General features: G+C 71.8%; 14 protein-coding genes. 6 read left to right on the top strand and 8 right to left on the bottom strand.

All coding sequences use genetic code 11. The features are described 5' to 3' along the window. Positions 1-95: 95 nt before the first annotated feature. From eno to AOM06_RS01740, 6 genes are all read right to left on the bottom strand, one after another. Complete coding sequence (gene eno, locus AOM06_RS01765) at positions 96-1376, bottom strand: phosphopyruvate hydratase (protein ID WP_062301814.1); 1281 nt, start codon at positions 1374-1376, stop codon at positions 96-98. A 77-nt stretch (positions 1377-1453) separates the two neighbouring features. Next, positions 1454-2113: a nucleoside triphosphate pyrophosphohydrolase gene (locus AOM06_RS01760; protein WP_228372814.1), complete on the bottom strand. Its 660-nt coding sequence runs from the start codon at positions 2111-2113 to the stop codon at positions 1454-1456. Continuing rightward, positions 2106-2717 carry a hypothetical protein gene (locus AOM06_RS01755; RefSeq protein ID WP_156163539.1) on the bottom strand — a complete coding sequence of 204 codons (612 nt, stop codon included), beginning with the start codon at positions 2715-2717 and terminating at the stop codon, positions 2106-2108. Before AOM06_RS01755 ends, AOM06_RS01760 begins: the two co-directional genes overlap by 8 nt. 10 nt (positions 2718-2727) lie before the next feature. After that, positions 2728-6216 carry a transcription-repair coupling factor gene (gene mfd, locus AOM06_RS01750; RefSeq protein ID WP_062301811.1) on the bottom strand — a complete coding sequence of 1163 codons (3489 nt, stop codon included), beginning with the start codon at positions 6214-6216 and terminating at the stop codon, positions 2728-2730. A gap of 183 nt (positions 6217-6399) precedes the next feature. Continuing rightward, positions 6400-7113, bottom strand: a complete 714-nt coding sequence (gene mtnN, locus AOM06_RS01745; protein WP_062301809.1) for a 5'-methylthioadenosine/S-adenosylhomocysteine nucleosidase — start codon at positions 7111-7113, stop codon at positions 6400-6402. Then, positions 7113-7583, bottom strand: coding sequence for an S-ribosylhomocysteine lyase (locus tag AOM06_RS01740; protein ID WP_439644713.1), 471 nt, complete (start codon positions 7581-7583; stop codon positions 7113-7115). The genes mtnN and AOM06_RS01740 overlap by 1 nt, the downstream gene beginning before the upstream one ends. A 72-nt stretch (positions 7584-7655) precedes the next feature. On the opposite strand from AOM06_RS01740, the gene AOM06_RS01735 reads away from it, so the two are divergent. The 6 genes from AOM06_RS01735 (at position 7656) to AOM06_RS01710 (ending at position 13498) form a co-directional block, all read left to right on the top strand. Then, positions 7656-9131, top strand: a complete 1476-nt coding sequence (locus AOM06_RS01735; RefSeq protein ID WP_062301808.1) for an adenosylhomocysteinase — start codon at positions 7656-7658, stop codon at positions 9129-9131. Continuing rightward, complete coding sequence (locus tag AOM06_RS01730) at positions 9128-10432, top strand: amidohydrolase family protein (protein ID WP_062301805.1); 1305 nt, start codon at positions 9128-9130, stop codon at positions 10430-10432. The genes AOM06_RS01735 and AOM06_RS01730 overlap by 4 nt, the downstream gene beginning before the upstream one ends. Beyond that, entirely contained in the window at positions 10429-10854 is a 426-nt protein-coding gene (locus tag AOM06_RS01725) for a cupin domain-containing protein (RefSeq protein ID WP_062301803.1), read from the top strand. The genes AOM06_RS01730 and AOM06_RS01725 overlap by 4 nt, the downstream gene beginning before the upstream one ends. A 134-nt stretch (positions 10855-10988) precedes the next feature. Then, positions 10989-11867: an ABC transporter substrate-binding protein gene (locus AOM06_RS01720; RefSeq protein ID WP_062301802.1), complete on the top strand. Its 879-nt coding sequence runs from the start codon at positions 10989-10991 to the stop codon at positions 11865-11867. A 33-nt stretch (positions 11868-11900) separates the two neighbouring features. Further along, positions 11901-12749, top strand: coding sequence for an amino acid ABC transporter permease (locus tag AOM06_RS01715; protein ID WP_062302228.1), 849 nt, complete (start codon positions 11901-11903; stop codon positions 12747-12749). Then, positions 12746-13498 (top strand): amino acid ABC transporter ATP-binding protein, encoded by a 753-nt coding sequence (locus AOM06_RS01710; protein ID WP_062301799.1) that lies wholly within the window; start codon positions 12746-12748, stop codon positions 13496-13498. Before AOM06_RS01715 ends, AOM06_RS01710 begins: the two co-directional genes overlap by 4 nt. A gap of 113 nt (positions 13499-13611) precedes the next feature. On the opposite strand, the gene AOM06_RS01705 is transcribed toward AOM06_RS01710, so the two are convergent. After that, positions 13612-16131, bottom strand: a complete 2520-nt coding sequence (locus AOM06_RS01705; protein ID WP_062301795.1) for a glycoside hydrolase family 65 protein — start codon at positions 16129-16131, stop codon at positions 13612-13614. Then, complete coding sequence (locus tag AOM06_RS01700; RefSeq protein ID WP_228372813.1) at positions 16128-16880, bottom strand: HAD family hydrolase; 753 nt, start codon at positions 16878-16880, stop codon at positions 16128-16130. Before AOM06_RS01700 ends, AOM06_RS01705 begins: the two co-directional genes overlap by 4 nt. Positions 16881-16918: the final 38 nt, after the last annotated feature.

Genomic DNA, 16918 nt, shown 5'->3' with positions numbered 1-16918 from the left:
ACCGTCGCGCCCGCGAGTCGCGCAGATCCTCCCGGAATGCGGAACGGGCGCGCCTCCCGAGGGAGACGCGCCCGTCCTGAGCCTTGCGCCGCTGCTTACTTGTAGCTGCGCGGGAAGGCCGCCTTGCCGGCGTACTTGGCGGCGTCGTCCAGCTCCTCCTCGATGCGGAGCAGCTGGTTGTACTTGTTGATGCGCTCGCCGCGGGCGGGCGCACCGGTCTTGATCTGGCCGGCGTTGTAGGCCACCGAGAGGTCCGCGATGGTGACGTCCTCGGTCTCGCCCGAGCGGTGCGACACCATGGCCGCGAAGCCCGCGCGCTGCGCCATCTGCACGGCGTCCGAGGTCTCGGACAGGGTGCCGATCTGGTTGAGCTTCACCAGGAGGGCGTTCGCCGCGGCCTCGTCGATGCCGCGCTTGAGGCGGACCGGGTTGGTGACGAAGAGGTCGTCGCCGACGATCTGGGTCTTGGTGCCGACCTTCGAGACGAGGTCGCTCCACGACGCCCACTCGTCCTCCGACAGCGGGTCCTCGATCGAGACGAGCGGGTAGTCGTTGACCAGGCCCTCGTAGAAGGCGATCATCTCCTCGGGCGTCTTCACGCCGCCCTCCCACTGGTAGCCGCCGTCCTTGAAGAACTCGGTCGCGGCCACGTCGAGCGCGAGCGCGACGTCCTCGCCGGGCTTGAAGCCGGCCTTCTCGATCGCGACGAGGATCAGGTCGAGCGCCTCGCGGTTGGAGCCGAGGTTCGGCGCGAAGCCGCCCTCGTCGCCCAGGCCGGTGGCGAGGCCGCGCTCCTTGAGCACGGACTTGAGCGAGTGGTAGACCTCGGCACCGGTGCGGAGCGCCTCACGGAACGTGGGGGCGCCGACGGGGGCGATCATGAACTCCTGGATGTCGACGTTGGAGTCGGCGTGCGACCCACCGTTGAGGATGTTCATCATCGGGACCGGCAGGACGTGCGCGTTCGGGCCGCCGACGTAGCGGAACAGGGCGATGTCGGCCGAGTCGGCCGCCGCCTTCGCCACCGCGAGCGAGACGCCGAGGATCGCGTTCGCGCCCAGCTTGCCCTTGTTGTCGGTGCCGTCGAGGTCGAGCATGATCTGGTCGATGATGCGCTGCTCGGTCGCGTCGAGGCCGACGACCTCGGGGGCGATCTCGTCGATGACCGCGTCCACGGCCTGCTCGACGCCCTTGCCCAGGTAACGGCCCTTGTCGCCGTCGCGGCGCTCGACTGCCTCGAACGCACCGGTCGATGCGCCGGACGGGACGGCTGCACGCGCGAACGTGCCGTCCTCGAGGGCGACCTCGACCTCGACGGTGGGGTTGCCGCGCGAGTCAAGGATCTCGCGGGCTCCGACGGCCTCAATGCTGGCCATGATGCTCCTTCGCTTGGATGGATGAACCTCTTGGGAGTCTAACGATGCGCACGGGGGTGCGCTGAGCGACGTACGTCCTACGCCGATGAACCTTCGGTGTCCCCGCGTCGTGCCTGCTCCGCCGCGCGGGCGGCCTGCTCGACGCGGCGGACGGCGGCGCGCAGCTCGGTCTCGGCGTCCACGCCCTCGGCGCGCGCGCGGGCGACCAGGCCGAGCAGCTCCTCGCCGATGCCGGTGGACGATGCGGGGGCGTCGGCGACGTCCGCCGGGAGCCCCGCGCGCTCGGCGCGGCCGAGCACCTTCTGCGCCCTCGCGAGCGCGGACAGGGTCGCGGGGATGCCGTCGAACGCGCTGTCGCGGTTCGACGTCTCCGCCTTGATGCGGTCCCAGCGACGCAGGTGCTCGTCCATGTCGCCCGCGTCCTCGTCGCCGAAGACGTGCGGGTGGCGCGCGACCAGCTTGTCCGCGCACGCCTGTGCGACGTCGTCGAAGCCGAACGGCTCGGTCGGATGCTCCTGCGCAACCCGCGCGTGGAACACCACCTGGAGCAGCACGTCGCCGAGCTCCTCGCGCAGGTGCGCGCGGTCGCCGGACTCGATCGCCTCGACGAGCTCGTGGGCCTCCTCGAGCGCGTAGGGGGCGAGAGACTCGTGGGTCTGCTCCGCGTCCCACGCGCAGCCACCCGGCGAGCGGAGGCGGTCCATCACCTCCACCAGACGGTCGGACCCGTCAGCCACGCGCCGCCCAGGAGCCGGTTCCCGCGGTGAAGCCGTTGACGTCGATGAACGCGGTGAACGAGTAGTTGCCCAGGCCCATCACCTCGGCGTCGCCGACGGCGCCCTGCGCGGACGTCACCAGCGTGTCGGCGTCCAGCTCTCCCAGGCGGGGCGAGATCACCGTCGACTCGGGGAGCTCGGCCACCGCCGCCTCGAGGATGGTGCCGTTCGTATCGGCGTAGGTGGCGACGTAGAGCGCGAGCACGTTCTCGGTGGATGCGATCACGGCGTCGCTGGGCTCGGGGTCCTCGATGCCGACGTACCGCAGCCACTCGGTCGCGAAGGTCCGGGCCACGCCCTCGTTGATCACGGCGCCGTTCTCGGCGGCCGCCGCGAGGAGGCCGGGCCCGAGCAGCTCGGCGGTCGCGAGCGCCTGGCGGTCGGGGACCACCGCGCCATCGCTGTCCTCCTCCCACGCCGCGGCGATCGCGTCGAGGTCGGCGGTGGTGACGGTCGCATCGTCCGTCTGCAGGGCGACGCCCGGGGCGCCGTCCTGGCCCGGCACGGCGCAGCCGGCGAGCAGGAGGGACGATGCGGCGAGGACGGCGAGGCGAGACGAACGCATGGCCGCCATCCTAGTGTCGGATCGCCGCGAGCAGATCGCGCACCCAGTCCAGCACCGGGAGGCCCTCGACGGGCTTGCCGCCGAGGCGCGCCGTCATGGGCGCGGGCACCAGGATCTGCCGCACCGCCGGCTTGATGAGCGTGCCCGGGTAGAGGCGGTTCAGGCGCATCGCGGCGGAGTCCGGGAGCTCGACCGGGCTGAAGCGGATGTACTTGCCCTGGGCCACCACGTCGTGGACGCCCGCGGCACGCAGCTCGAGCCGCAGGCGCGCGACCGCGAGGAGGTTCGCGACCGGCTCGGGCAGCGTGCCGTAGCGGTCGTCGAGCTCCTCCTCGACCTGGTCGAGCACGTCCGCCGTGTCCGCGTCGGCGACCTTGCGGTAGGCCTCGAGGCGCAGCCGCTCGTGCTCGATGTAGGACGTGGGGATGTGCGCGTCGATGGGAAGGTCGACCGTCATCGGCGCGCGGTCCTCGACCTCCTCGCCGCGGAAGCCCGCGACGGCCTCCCCCACCATGCGGATGTAGAGGTCGAAGCCCACGCCCTCGATGTGGCCCGACTGCTCGGCGCCCAGGAGGTTGCCCGCGCCGCGGATCTCGAGGTCCTTCATCGCGACCGCCATGCCGGAGCCCAGGTCGGTGTTCGCCGCGATGGTCTGGAGGCGGTCGTGCGCGGTCTCCGTGAGCGTGCGCTCCGGCGGGTAGAGGAAGTACGCGTAGGCCCGCTCGCGGCCGCGGCCCACGCGCCCGCGGAGCTGGTGGAGCTGGGACAGGCCGAACGTGTCGGCCCGCTCGACGAGCAGGGTGTTGGCGTTGGAGATGTCCAGGCCGGTCTCGACGATGGTGGTGCAGACGAGGACGTCGTACTTCTTGTCGTAGTAGTCGACGATCACCTGCTCGAGCTGCTTCTCGCTCATCTGGCCGTGCGCGACCGCGACGCGCGCCTCGGGCACCAGCTCGCCGATCTTGAGCGCGGCGCGCGTGATGGTCTTGACCGAGTTGTGGATGTAGAACACCTGGCCGTCCCGCAGCAGCTCGCGGCGGATCGCGGCGATCACCTGGGCGTCCTCGTGCGGTCCCACATACGTCAGGATCGGGTGGCGCTCCTCGGGCGGGGTGGCCAGCGTCGACATCTCACGGATGCCGGTGACCGCCATCTCGAGAGTGCGCGGGATCGGGGTCGCGGACATCGCGAGCACGTCGACGTCGGTGCGCATGGCCTTGAGCGTCTCCTTGTGCTCGACGCCGAAGCGCTGCTCCTCGTCGATGATGATGAGGCCGAGCTTCTTGAAGCGCACCGAGCCGGTGATGAGGCGGTGCGTGCCGACCACCAGGTCGATCTCGCCCTTGCCGAGCTGGTCGATGATCTCCTTGGCCTCCTTGTCCGTCTGGAAGCGCGACAGCGCCGCGACCTTGACGGGGAACTGCGCGAAGCGCTCGGAGAAGGTGTCGACGTGCTGCTTCACCAGCAGCGTGGTGGGGCACAGGATCGCGACCTGGGTGCCGTCCTGGATGGCCTTGAAGGCGGCACGCACGGCGATCTCGGTCTTGCCGAAGCCCACGTCGCCGCAGACCAGGCGGTCCATCGGGACCGCCTTCTCCATGTCCGCCTTGACCTCGTCGATGGTGGAGAGCTGGTCGGGGGTCTCGACGTACGCGAAGGACTCCTCGAGCTCGCGCTGCCACGGGGTGTCGGGGCCGAACTCGCGGCCCTTGGTGGCCATGCGCGCGCTGTAGAGCCGGATGAGCTCCGCGGCGATCTCCTTGACCGCCTTGCGCGCGCGACCCTTGGTCTTCGACCAGTCGGCGCCGCCCATCTTGTTGACGCTCGGCGCCTCGCCGCCCACGTACTTGGTGATGAGGTCCAGCTGGTCCGTGGGGACGGAGAGCCTGTCCGCGGGCCCGCCGCGCTTGGACGCCGCATACTCGATCACCAGGTACTCGCGCTCGATGCCGCGCACGGTGCGCTTGGTGAGCTCGACGAAGCGTCCGACGCCGTGGGTCTCGTGGACCACGAAGTCGCCGGGGCGCAGCTGCAGCGGGTCCACCGCCGTGCGGCGACGGCTGGGCACCTTCACCTTCGGACCGGCGGCGGACGCGGATCGACCTGTGAGGTCGCTCTCGTGCAGCACCAGGAGCCTTGCGTCCGGCACCTGGAACCCGCGGGCGTCGACGCCCGCGAGCACCGCGACGACCCCGGCGTCCGCATCGTCCCCGTGCGACGCGGCCCGCGCCGGGATCGAGCGCTCGGCGCACTGCTCGACGATGCGGTGGGCGGAGCCCGTGCCTGCTGCGGCGATGACCACGCGCCAGCCCTCCGAGAGGCGCGCGTTGATGAGGTCGAGCACCGCCGCGAGCCTGCCGCGGAAGTCCTCGATCTCCGCGATGCCCGGCACCTCGGCCGCCACGGTGCCGAACGGCCCGATCGCGGTCCAGCCCAGGCCACGCTCGGCGGCGGAGACCTCGACATCCTCGAGCCCCAGGAACCCGCCGTGGCTCTCAGAACCGTGCGCCTCGATGGGCGAGTCCGCCCCGGCGGCGGCGCTGACCCACGCGGCCTGCAGGAACTCCTGCGCGGTGTGCTGGAGATCCTCGGCGCGGCGGGCGAGGCGCTCGGGCTCGAGGGCGACGATGCGCGTCCCCACCGGCAGCACGTCCGTCACGGGCGTGAGGCGCGTGAGCAGCACGGGGATGAGCGACTCCATGCCCTCGACGGCGTGGCCGTCGGCGATGCGGGCGAGCATGTCGCCCGCCGCGGGGATCTGCTCGGCGAGCTGCGCGGCGCGGGCACGCACGTCCTCGGTGAGCAGCAGCTCGCGGCACGGCGGCGCCCACAGGCGACCCACGGAGTCCAGCGAACGCTGGTCCGCGACGGAGAAGAAACGCAGGCTCTCGACCTCGTCGCCGAAGAACTCGACGCGGATCGGGTGCGGGTCGGTGGGCGGGAAGACGTCGACGATCCCGCCGCGGACCGCGAACTCGCCGCGCCGCTCGACCATGTCGACGCGCGTGTACGCGGCCGCCGCGAGCGCCTCGGTGAGGTCGGTGAGGTCGCGCTCGTCGCCCTTCCTCACGAGCACCGGCTCGAGGTCGGCCAGACCGGGGACGAGCGGCTGGAGCATCGCGCGCAGCGGCGCGACCACCACGCGCGGGACGGGAAGCCCCGACTCCGCGGCGGCCTCGGCGGGGTGGACCACGCGTCGCAGCGTCGCGAGGCGGCGCGCGACGGTGTCGGAGCGCGGGCTGAGGCGCTCATGCGGCAGCGTCTCCCAGCTGGGGAACGTGGTGACCTCCGCCGGGTCCAGGTAGGCCGTGAGCGCCCGCGCGAGCTGCTCGGCGTCGCCGGACGTCGCCGCGACGGCCACGATCGGGGCGTCGTCGGTCAGCGCCGCACGAGCGATGAGCGGCGCCGCGGCGGCGCCGGGTGCCTGGATGCTCGTGACGTCCCCGAGGCGCGAGTCCGCCCAGTCTCCGAGCAGGGGGGCGAGCGGCTGAGCGGTCACAGGAGGTCCTCCAGGGCACGACGAAGAACCGGGAAATCCGGCACAGACATCCTAGGCACGCCCGTCCCCCCGGACAGTGCCAACGGATCTCGAGTCGGCACGCGGGGCTCCGGCGCCACGACGCGCCCGACACGCCGCGGACCCGGGACCAGCTCCGTTGGGAGTGTCAGGGAGGGGCGGGACTCAGGACGCGGCGGGCGCGGCCTCCGAGGCGACGCGGGCGAGCAGATCCAGCGTCGCCTTCGCGGACCGGGCCGCGGCATCGTCCAGGTGCTCGTCGAACTCGACTCCCCCGTCGCCCTGGCACATATCGGACACGCAGCGCAGCGACAGGAACGGGATGCCGGACGCGGCCGCGACCTGCGACACCGCCGCGGACTCCATGTCCGTCGCGATGACCTTGGGGAACCGCTCGCGGATGAGGTCGACCGTCTCGGCCACCGCGAATGCGTTCGCGGAGGCGAGGTAGCCCTTCTTGGCGCCCATCTCGACGGCGAGGTCGACCAGCGCCTCGTCGGACTCGTGGAACTCCGCATGACCGGGCACCTGCCCGTACTCGTAGCCGATCGACGTCGAGTCGGCGGACCAGTCGAGCGAGCAGCACGGCGCCACCAGGTCGCCGACGCTCACGTGGCCGGGGATGCCGCCGCACGTGCCCGCGGAGACGATGGTGGTGGCGGTGATCCCGCCGATGACCCCGTGCGAGACCAGCGTCGCCGCGCGCGCGGCGGACACCATGCCGATGCCGGTGACCACCAGCAGGTAGGTGACGTCGCCGGCCGTGACGATCCACGCATCGTCCGGCGCGTTGAGGCCCTCGTGGGTGTCCGAGAGGTCGAGGAAGCCCTGCGCCTCCTCCGCCATCGCGACCAGGACCGCGGGCATCGCGCCGGGCATCAGCGCATCACCGCGAGCAGCTCGTCGGCGTGCGCGGTGAACTCCTCGACCGCGGCACGCATCGCGTCCAGGGAGTGGTGCGCGCCCCAACCGCACTGCACCTCGTTGGCGGCGGGGACCTCGGTCAGCTCGAGCATCTGGGCCATGGTGGCGAGCACCAGGTCGCGGATGTCCTCGGGAGCGTGATCGCCCGACATGATGAGGTAGAAGCCCGTCTGGCAGCCCATGGGGCCGAAGTCGATCACCTGCGCGCTGTGGTCGCGCACGCACTCCGCGAACGAGTGCTCGATCGAGTGCACCGCGTCCATCTCCAGGTGCGCGACGTTCGGCTGCGTGAAGCGCACGTCGAACTTGGTGAGCACGTCGCCGTGCGGCAGCTCCTTGCGGTCCGCGAGGCGGATGAACGGTGCGGCCACCGCGGTGTGGTCGAGGTTGAACGACTCGACGTTCATCTTGCGGGGCTCGGTCACGTGGGTTCCTTCGGCTGGTCGACGGCTCACCAAGCGTAATGCGGCAAGCGATGCGCTTCTAGACTTCTGCCCATGACCGACCCGCACGCGACGGCCGAGCGGATCCTCCGCCGCTTCGCCCGCGACACCAACCTCCTCATCGCAGGACGGCCCATCCGCGTCTCCGCCGAGGCCGAGGACACCGCCACCGCCCTCGCCGTCGCCGGCATGGCCCGCGCGCTCGGCGCGCGGCTCGTGGAGGACGATGCGACCGGGCCCGATGTGCTCGACATCGAGATCGACGGCGACAATGCCGCGCTGTCGCTGGGCGGCGCTCCCCTGGCGCCGCGGGGGGACGCCGCGGGCCGGCTCGACTTCGCCCGCGCGCACATGCCCGTGTCCAATGCGCTCGCCACGGAGATCCGCGAGGCCGGGACCGTGCGAGGGCTGCGCATCGGCGTCTCCATGACGCTCGAGCCCAAGACCGCCAACCTCGCCCTGCTGCTCGCGGACGCCGGCGCCGACGTCGCGGTCTACGCGCATCCGGACGAGACGGACCCCGCGGTCGCCCAGGCGCTCCGCGAGCGCGGCGTGCCCGTGGACGCCGACCCCGACCTGTCCGGGACCGCGGAGCGCGAGGCCGCCCTCGCGTGGCTGCGCCGCGGCTTCGACGTGGTGGTCGACGACGGCAGCCACCTGGTGCGCCTCGCGCACGAGGCCGCGCCCGAGCTGATCGAGGGCTGGATCGGCGTGACCGAGGAGACCACCTCGGGGCTCACCCCCCTGCGGGCGTTGCACGCGGCGGGCCTGCTGCGCACGCCCGTGGTCGCAGTGAACGACGCCGCGACCAAGACCGGCTTCGACAACCGCTACGGCACCGGCCAGAGCTGCGTGCTCGCGATCGCGGACCTCATCGAGCACGTCGACGCCACGGTGCGCGACCTGCCCGTGCTGGTGATCGGCTACGGGCCGGTGGGCGTGGGCGTCGCGGCGCACCTCACGGCGCTAGGCGCGCACGTGAGCGTCGCGGAGATCGACCCCCTGCGCGCACTGCTCGCCACGCACGACGGCTACGAGGTCGGTCGCGCGGAGGACCTCGCGCACGGCGCGCTCGTGGTGTCCTGCACCGGCGTCGCGGGCACCGTGACGCGCGAGCTGCTCGAGCTCGCGGGCATCGTCGCCGTCGCGGGCGGCGTGCCCGGCGAGGTGGACCTCGACGAGTCCTCGCTGCAGCCCGTCGTGGTGGCCGGCGCGCCCGTGCCACACCTCGACGTGGACGTCGAGCGCGGCACGCTCGTCCTGGACCGCGGCGGCTGCATCAACGTCACCGCAGCCGAGGGCAACCCCATCGAGATCATGGACCTCAGCTTCGCGACCCAGCTCGCGGCGATCCGAAGCCTGGTCGAGGAGCGCCCCGGCATCGGCGTCCACGCCCTCCCGGACGATGCGGTGGGCCATGTCGCGGCGACGGCCGCCCACGTGCGGGGCGTCGCGCTCGACGCGGCGCCCGCATCGTCCGCGGCGGACGCGGACTGGCGGTCCCGCCGCTACCGGGACATCGACGCATGAGCACGATCGTCTACAGCGCCGCCCTGGTGCTGCCCATGACCGCGCCCCCCGTGCTTGACGGCGCGATCGCCGTCCGTGGCCGGCGCATCGTCCACGTGGGCGAGCGCGCGTGGGTGGTCGCGGCGCTGCGCGAGAGCGGCCACGCCTTCACCGAGCACCGGTGGGACGGCGTGCTGATGCCGGGCCTCATCAACGCCCACACGCACCTGCAGTACACGGGCATGGCCGAGGTGGGCCAGGGCCGCTACCAGGGCTTCGAGGACTGGGCGACGGCCTTCAACCCCGTCTACGAGCGCGGCCAGGACTGGCGCGCCGCCGCCGCCGCAGGCGCGCGCATGGCGGTCGAGTCCGGCACCACGTCCGTCGCGGACATCGTGACCGACCTCGAGGCCATGTACGCGTTGGCCGACGCGGGCCTCCACGGCATCACCTACTGGGAGGTCATGGACTGGACCAACGCCGACTGGCGCGAGCGCGGTCGCGCGCAGGTCGAGGCGGCGCTCGATGCGCTCCCCACCCCGCCCGGCACCGGGCTGAGCCCTCACGCGCCGTACTCGCTTGAGATCGTGCCGCTGCTCGACATCCCCGACATCGTCCGCGAGCGCGGCAGCCGGATCCACATCCACCTGGGCGAGTCCGCGATCGAGCGCGAGTTCTCGCACACGGTGGACGAGCCGTGGCAGGCGAAGAACCTGGGCTCGCTGTCCGAGCTGCGCTCCGCGGGCTACGGCACCTCGGCGACGGACTACGTAGATCACCTGGGCGTGCTCGGACCCGACTGCCACATCGCGCACGGCGTCTACCTGAGCGCCAAGGACCGGGCGATCCTCCGCGCCCGCGGCACGTCGGTGGCGCTCTGCCCGCGCTCGAACGAGGTGATCGGCCTCGACGAGCCTCCCGTCGCCGCGTACCTCACCGAGGGCAGCCCCATCTCGGTAGGCACCGACTCCCTCTCCAGCGCGCCGTCCTTGGACCCCATGGGGGACGTCGCCGCGCTCTACTCGATGGCCCGTGGCCAGGGCTACGCCCAGCCCGACCTCGCGGAGCGCCTGCTCGCGGCCGTCACGCTGGGCGGCGCGCGCGCGATGGGTCTGCACATGGGTCCCGACCGCACGGGTCACCTCGCGGTGGGAGCCCGGGCCGACCTCGCCTTCCTCGACGTGCCCGTGGGCGACCTCGCGACGGCGATCGACGACCTCGCGCGCGCCGGCGACGGCCACGCCGCCGCCACCGTCATCGGCGGCCGCCTGCGCCACGCCACGCCCGCCTTCACCGACCAGACCGGAGCGTCCCTCGCATGACCACCCCTGCCACCGCGACCCTGCTGGGCCTCGAGCCCCATCCCGAGGGCGGCTGGTTCCGCCGCTACTACACGTCCCAGGTGCCCGTCGAGACCGCGGGCGGCGCGCGCCCCGCGGCGACGATCATCCACTACCTCCTCACCCCCGGCGAGGAGAGCGCGTGGCACGTCGTCACGTCGGACGAGGTCTGGCTGTGGCACGGCCCCGGCACGCTCGAGCTCAGCCTGGGGGGCAGCGGCGACGCGCCGGACGATGCGCCCACGACCGTCACGCTCGGGCCGGACCTCGCGGCCGGACAGGTCGCGCATGTCCTGGTGCCCGCCGGCACGTGGCAGGCGGCGCGGCTGGGTGGCGACCAGGAGGTCCTCGTGAGCTGCGCGGTCTCGCCCGGCTTCGACTTCGCCGACTGGAGGCTCGCCTGAGGCGCGACGCCGACTGGAGGCTCGCCTGAGGCGCGACGCCGACAGGAGCCGCCCGGCGCGCGAGTAGACTGTGCGCGCGTGGCCGACGACGGCCCCACCATCCCCCCCCTTTTTGGACTCTGATGAGGAGCATCATGATCAGCACACGTGTGCGCGCAGGCCTGTTCGCGACGACCGCCTTCTCGGCGATGATGCTGGCGGGCTGCTCCTCCTCGTCCCCCGAGGCCGAGCCCACCGCCGCTTCGTCCGCGGACGCCACCGCGACCGCGCCGGTCGAGACCGCGCTCGAGACCGTCACCGAGGGCAAGCTCACCATCGCGACCGGCGAGCCCGCCTACGAGCCGTGGGTCGTGGGCGACGCCCCCGAGACCGGCGAGGGCTTCGAGGCGGCCGTGGCGTACGCCGTGGCAGAGGAGCTCGGCTTCGACGACTCCGACGTCGTGTGGGTCCGCACCGGCTTCGACGAGGCGATCGCACCCGGCGCCAAGGACTGGGACCTCAACATCCAGCAGTTCTCGATCACCGACGAGCGCAAGCAGGCCGTCGACTTCTCGAGCCCGTACTACACGACCACGCAGGCCGTCGTCGCGACCGGGGACTCGCCCTTCGCGGGCGCGACCACCATCGCGGACCTCGCGGGCGCCAAGGTGGGCGTCGCGGTCGGCACCACGTCCTACGACGTCGCCGTCGAGAAGCTCGGCGACGACGACCTCGCGGTCTACAACTCGGTCGCCGACGTGGTGGCGGCGCTCAACGCCGGCCAGATCGACGCGTTCGTGACCGACCTCCCGGGCGCCTTCTACTCGGCCTACGTCGAGGTCGACAACGGCGCCATCCTGGGCCAGTTCGCCGGCTCCGAGGGCGGCGACGAGTTCGGCATCGTCCTCCCGAAGGACTCGGCGCTGACCGAGCCCGTCACCGAGGCGGTCGACGCCCTGCGCGACAACGGCGTCCTCACGTCGCTCGAGTCCGAGTGGCTGTCCGAGGCCGTCGACGTCCCGGTCCTCGGCTAAGACGTGACGCAGGACCGGACGGCGGTGACGACGATGGAGGCCTGGCAGCCCAGCGAGCTCGAGCTCGACCGCAGGCTGCAGCGCCGCCGCGCGTCCCGCCGTTCGGTCCTTGTCGCGCTCGTCTCGACGGTCGCGTTCGCGGCCGTCGCCGGCTGGCTCGTCGTCAGCTCGCCCGACTGGGAGACGGTCAGGAACACGTTCTTCAACGTCGAGATCGCCAAGAGCTCGTTCCCCAAGATCCTCGAGGGCCTCTGGCTCAACATCCGCGTGCTGTTCTTCGCGACCATCGCGGTCGCGGTGGTCGCGACGCTGCTGGCGACGATGCGGTCGCTGCGCGGCCCTGTGTTCTTCCCCCTGCGCGCGCTCGCCACCGGCTACACCGACCTGTTCCGCGGCCTGCCCGTGCTGATCGTGCTGTACCTGGTGGGATTCGGGATCCCCGGCCTCAACACCGAGGTCCGCATCCCCGTCGCGGTGCTCGGCACCATCGCGATCTCGCTGTGCTACTCGGCCTACGTCGCCGAGGTGCTCCGCGCCGGCATGGAGGCCGTCCACCCGTCGCAGCGCATCGCGGCCCGGTCGCTGGGCCTCTCGCACGCGCAGACGCTGCGCATGGTGGTGATCCCGCAGGCCCTGCGCAAGGTGGTCCCCGCGCTCATGAACGACTTCGTGTCGATGCAGAAGGACGTGGGCCTCATCTCGGTGCTCGGCGCCGTCGACGCCGTCCGCGCCGCGCAGATCGCGCAGGCGCAGACCTACAACTTCACGCCGTACGTGGTCGCGGGCCTGCTGTTCGTGGCGATGAGCTTCCCGATGATCCGCCTCACCGACGCGGTGTCCGCCCGCATGGCCGCGCGCGAGCAGCAGGGAGGGACCGTATGACCGCCGCCGACCGCGCGACCGTGCTCAAGCTGGACGGCGTCCACAAGCTCTTCGGCGACAACCACGTCCTCAAGGGCGTGGACCTCGAGATCGCCAGCCACGAGGTGGTCGTGGTGATCGGCGCCTCCGGCTCCGGCAAGTCCACCCTCATGCGCACGATCAACCTGATCGAGCGCGTCGACGACGGCCGCATCCTGCTCTCGGGCGATGACATCACCGACCCCGCGGTGGACGTCGACAAGGTGCGCGCGCGCATCGGCGTGGTCTTCCAGCACTTCAACCTGTTCCCGCACATGCGCGTGATCGACAACGTCACGCTCGCGGCGCGCAAGGTGCACGGCATCGAGCCCGACGTCGCGCGCGACCGCGCGATCGGCCTGCTCGAGAAGTTCGGGCTGGGCGAGAAGGTCGACGACTACCCGGACCGGCTCTCGGGCGGCCAGCAGCAGCGCGTGGCGATCGTGCGCGCGATCATGACCGAGCCCGAGCTGCTCCTGCTCGACGAGATCACGTCGGCGCTCGACCCGATGCTCGTGGGCGAGGTGCTCGACCTGGTCCGCGACCTCAAGGAGCAGGGCTCCACCATGCTCATGGCGACGCACGAGATGAGCTTCGCGCGCTCGGTGGCCGACCGCATCGTCTTCATGCACAGCGGCCGCCCGCTCGAGGTGGGCACCCCCGAGCAGATCTTCGGAGACCCGCAGCAGCCCGAGACCCGCGAGTTCCTCGCGCGCGTCACCCACCGTTAGCGCCCCCACGCTGACAGTTCCCACGGATCTGCTGGCGGCACGCCGCGATTCGGGGCACGATGCGCCGATGACCCGGCGTGTCGCGGTGAACTCCGTTGGAACTGTCAGGAGGGCTAGTCGAGCTCGACGTCCTGGTCCACCACCGCGGGAAGCGACGCCGTCACCACCGAGCCGTCCGAGCGCATCGTCCCGTGGAAGGCGGCCGCGTCGGGCGCGCCCGGGAGCCGTGGACCCTGATCCGCGAGCGGCACCACCACGTCCTCGCCCCGCAGGACGCTCACGCGCTGTCCCCGGACCATGACCGTGAGGCCCTGGCCCTCCTCGACCGTGAAGGCGATCTCCTCGGGCCGCACCGTCACGCGCAGGCGCGTGCCCTTCTGGGTGAGGCGGAACCGCATCTCAGGCCAGGGCTCGGGCAGGCGCGGGTCGAAGGACAGCACGCCGCCGTAGTCCCGCATGCCGCCGAAGCCGTGCACCAGCGCGGACCACACGCCGCCCGCCGAGGCCACATGCACGCCGTCCGCGGTGTTCGAGTGCAGGTCCGCGATGTCGACGAACAGCCCGTCCCAGAAGTACCGCAGCGCGAGCTCGTGGTACCCGACCTCCGCCGCCATGATCGACTGCACCACGCCCGACAGCGTCGAGTCGCCCGTGGTGATGGGGTCGTAGTAGTCGAAGTCCGCCTTCTTCTCCTCGAAGGAGAACTGATCGCCCTGGAGGAACAGCGCGAGCACCACGTCCGCCTGCTTGAGCACCTGGAACCGGTAGATCACCAGCGGGTGGAAGTGCAGCAGCAGCGGCCGCTGCTCGGGCGGCGTGTTCTCGAGGTCCCACAGCTCCCGCTCGTGGAACAGCGCGTCCTGCGGGTGGATGCCAAGGTCGTCGTCCCACAGGATCGCCATCGCCTCCGCGGCGGACTCCCACTCGATGACCTCGGCCTCCTCGAGCCCGAGCCGGGCGACCATGCGCCGGTACTGGTCGGGCCACATCGAGGCGAGCTTGCGCACGGACGCCGCGGCGGCGCGCAGGTTGAAGCGCGCCATGACGTTCGTGTAGAGGTTGTCGTTCACCACCGTGGTGTACTCGTCGGGACCGGTGACCCCGTGGATGCGGAAGCTCGAGCCGTCGCCGCGGAGGTTGCGCCAGAACCCCAGGTCCGCCCACATGCGCGCGGTCTGGACCAGGATGTCGATGCCCTCGCGCGCGAGGAACTCGTCGTCCCCCGTCGCCTTGACGTACTTGTCGATCGCGAAGGAGATGTCGGCGTCGATGTGGTACTGCGCCGTGCCGGCCGCGTAGTACGCCGAGGCCTCCTCGCCGTTGATGGTGCGCCACGGGAACAGCGCGCCGTGCTGGGCGAGCTCGCCCGCGCGCTCGATCGCCTTGGGCAGCATGCGGTAGCGGTACCTCAGCGCGTTGCGCGCGATGCCCGGCGACGTGTAGACGAAGAACGGCACCACGTAGATCTCGGTGTCCCAGAAGTAGTGGCCGCTGTAGCCGGAGCCGGTGACGCCCTTGGCCGCGACCCCCTGGCCGTCGCCGCGCGCCGCCGCCTGCGCGAGCTGGAACAGGTTCCAGCGCACCGCCTGCTGGATGCGGTCGTCGCCGTCGACCTCGACGTCCGACCTGTCCCAGAAGTCCGCGAGCCACTCCTCCTGGTCCGCGAACTGCTTCTCCACGCCCTCCTCGCGCACGCGCGCCAGCGTGCGGTGGCAGCGGTCGCCCAGCTCGCGCGCGGGCACCGCCCGGGACGTGTGATACGTGACCACCTTGGTGAGCGAGAAGGTCCGGCCGGGAGCGGCGCGGAACCGGAACACCGACTTCGCATAGTCGGGCTGGACCTCCGACTCGGTCTCGACGTCGCCGTCGAACTCGTACATGTGCTCCATCGCGACGGCGAGCGTCATCTTCGAGTTCACGCACTGGTACCCGAGCAGCTGGTGGTCGTCGTGGGCACGATGCAGGCGGGGCTCGAGCACGCGCTCCTCGAAGGCCTCCGACTTGCGCGGGTCGAACCCCGCGGAGGTGCCGGGGCTCGAGCGGTACTCGTCGGCGCCGGCCTGCCGGTTGAGCAGCTGCGACGAGATCGCGACGGGCGCCTCGTGGTCGAGCAGCGTCACCTCGAACTGCATGATCGCCAGGTGGCGCTGCCGGAACGAGACCATGCGCCGCGAGCGCACGCGGACCCGGTTGCCGGCGGGCGTGCGCCACAGCAGGTCGCGCGTGAGCACCCCGGTGCGCATGTCGAGGGTGCGCGAGTACTCGGGGAGGTCCGCGATCGACAGCAGCAGCGGCTCGTCGTCGACGTAGAGCCGGATGATCTTGGGATCCGGCACGTTGACGATGGTCTGGCCCGTCCGCGCGAAGCCGTACGCCTCCTCGGCGTGGCGGATGCGCCACGTCTCGTGGAAGCCGTTGATGAAGGTGCCGTGCGCGTGTGCGTCGTGGCCCTCCTCGATGTTGCCGCGCAGGCCCAGGTAGCCGTTCCCGACCGAGAACAGGGTCTCCGTCGCGCCGAGGTTGTCCTCGTCGAACTCGCTCTCGATGAGCCGCCACGGATCGGCAGGGAAGCGCAACCGGTCCACGTAGTCGGGCGCGCTCATGTCCCCGAGCGCGCGCTGAGCCGCCTTCATCGCTCCACCAGCTCCTCAAGGTCCTGGACCACGATGTCCGCGCCGCCCGCAGCCAGGTCCTCAGCACCGGCGCCGCGATCGACGCCGACCACCAGGCCGAACGCTCCCGCGCGGCCCGCGGCGACGCCGGACATCGCGTCCTCGAGCACCACCGCCTGCTCCTTGGGCACGCCGAGCAGCTCGGCGCCCCGGAGGTAGGTGTCGGGCGCGGGCTTGCCCGGCAGTCCGGTGTCCGCGGCCACCTGGCCGTCCACCACCACCTCGAAGCGGTGGGCGAGCCCCGCCGCCTCGAGCACGGCGGGCGCATTGCGCGAGCTCGACACGACGGCCATCGCGCACCCGACGCTCTCGAGGTGGTCGATCAGCGCGACCGAGCCGGGATAGGGCTTCACGCCCTCCTCCCGCAGGATCGCCGAGAACATGTCGTTCTTCGCGTTGCCCAGGCCGCACACGGTCTCGGTGCCCGCCGCATCGTCCGGCGTCCCGTCGGGCAGCGTCACGCCGCGCGACGCGAGGCACGAGCGCACGCCGTCGTAGCGCGGCTTGCCGTCGACGTAGGCGAAGTAGTCGGCGTCGGTGTACGCGGGCGTGATCCCGTGCGACTCGAAGTAGTCGGTGAACATGCGCCTCCACGCGTCCATGTGCACGTCCGCGGTCGGGGTGAGCACCCCGTCCAGGTCGAACAGGGCGGCGGCGAAGCTCGCATCGGGCACCTGGGGAAGGTGCCACGGGCCGTTCTCGGTCGTCACGGTTCTCCCTTCAGCTCGTGGATCGGTCGAATGCCTGG

This window comes from Demequina subtropica (assembly GCF_000971235.1).
GTDB classification, from domain to species: domain Bacteria; phylum Actinomycetota; class Actinomycetes; order Actinomycetales; family Demequinaceae; genus Demequina; species Demequina subtropica.
Note: the sequence above shows the minus strand (reverse complement) of the source record. Positions and strands in the feature narration are given on the sequence as shown.

What these genes read in the sequence shown, in the direction of transcription:
- eno (WP_062301814.1), bottom strand. Translation starts at nt 1,376, where the DNA reads ATGGCCAGCATTGAGGCCGTCGGAGCCCGCGAGATCCTTGACTCGCGC.
- AOM06_RS01755 (WP_156163539.1), bottom strand. Translation starts at nt 2,717, where the DNA reads ATGCGTTCGTCTCGCCTCGCCGTCCTCGCCGCATCGTCCCTCCTGCTC.
- mtnN (WP_062301809.1), bottom strand. Translation starts at nt 7,113, where the DNA reads ATGCCCGGCGCGATGCCCGCGGTCCTGGTCGCGATGGCGGAGGAGGCG.
- AOM06_RS01735 (WP_062301808.1), top strand. Translation starts at nt 7,656, where the DNA reads ATGACCGACCCGCACGCGACGGCCGAGCGGATCCTCCGCCGCTTCGCC.
- AOM06_RS01730 (WP_062301805.1), top strand. Translation starts at nt 9,128, where the DNA reads ATGAGCACGATCGTCTACAGCGCCGCCCTGGTGCTGCCCATGACCGCG.
- AOM06_RS01725 (WP_062301803.1), top strand. Translation starts at nt 10,429, where the DNA reads ATGACCACCCCTGCCACCGCGACCCTGCTGGGCCTCGAGCCCCATCCC.
- AOM06_RS01720 (WP_062301802.1), top strand. Translation starts at nt 10,989, where the DNA reads ATGATCAGCACACGTGTGCGCGCAGGCCTGTTCGCGACGACCGCCTTC.
- AOM06_RS01715 (WP_062302228.1), top strand. Translation starts at nt 11,901, where the DNA reads ATGGAGGCCTGGCAGCCCAGCGAGCTCGAGCTCGACCGCAGGCTGCAG.
- AOM06_RS01710 (WP_062301799.1), top strand. Translation starts at nt 12,746, where the DNA reads ATGACCGCCGCCGACCGCGCGACCGTGCTCAAGCTGGACGGCGTCCAC.
- AOM06_RS01705 (WP_062301795.1), bottom strand. Translation starts at nt 16,131, where the DNA reads ATGAAGGCGGCTCAGCGCGCGCTCGGGGACATGAGCGCGCCCGACTAC.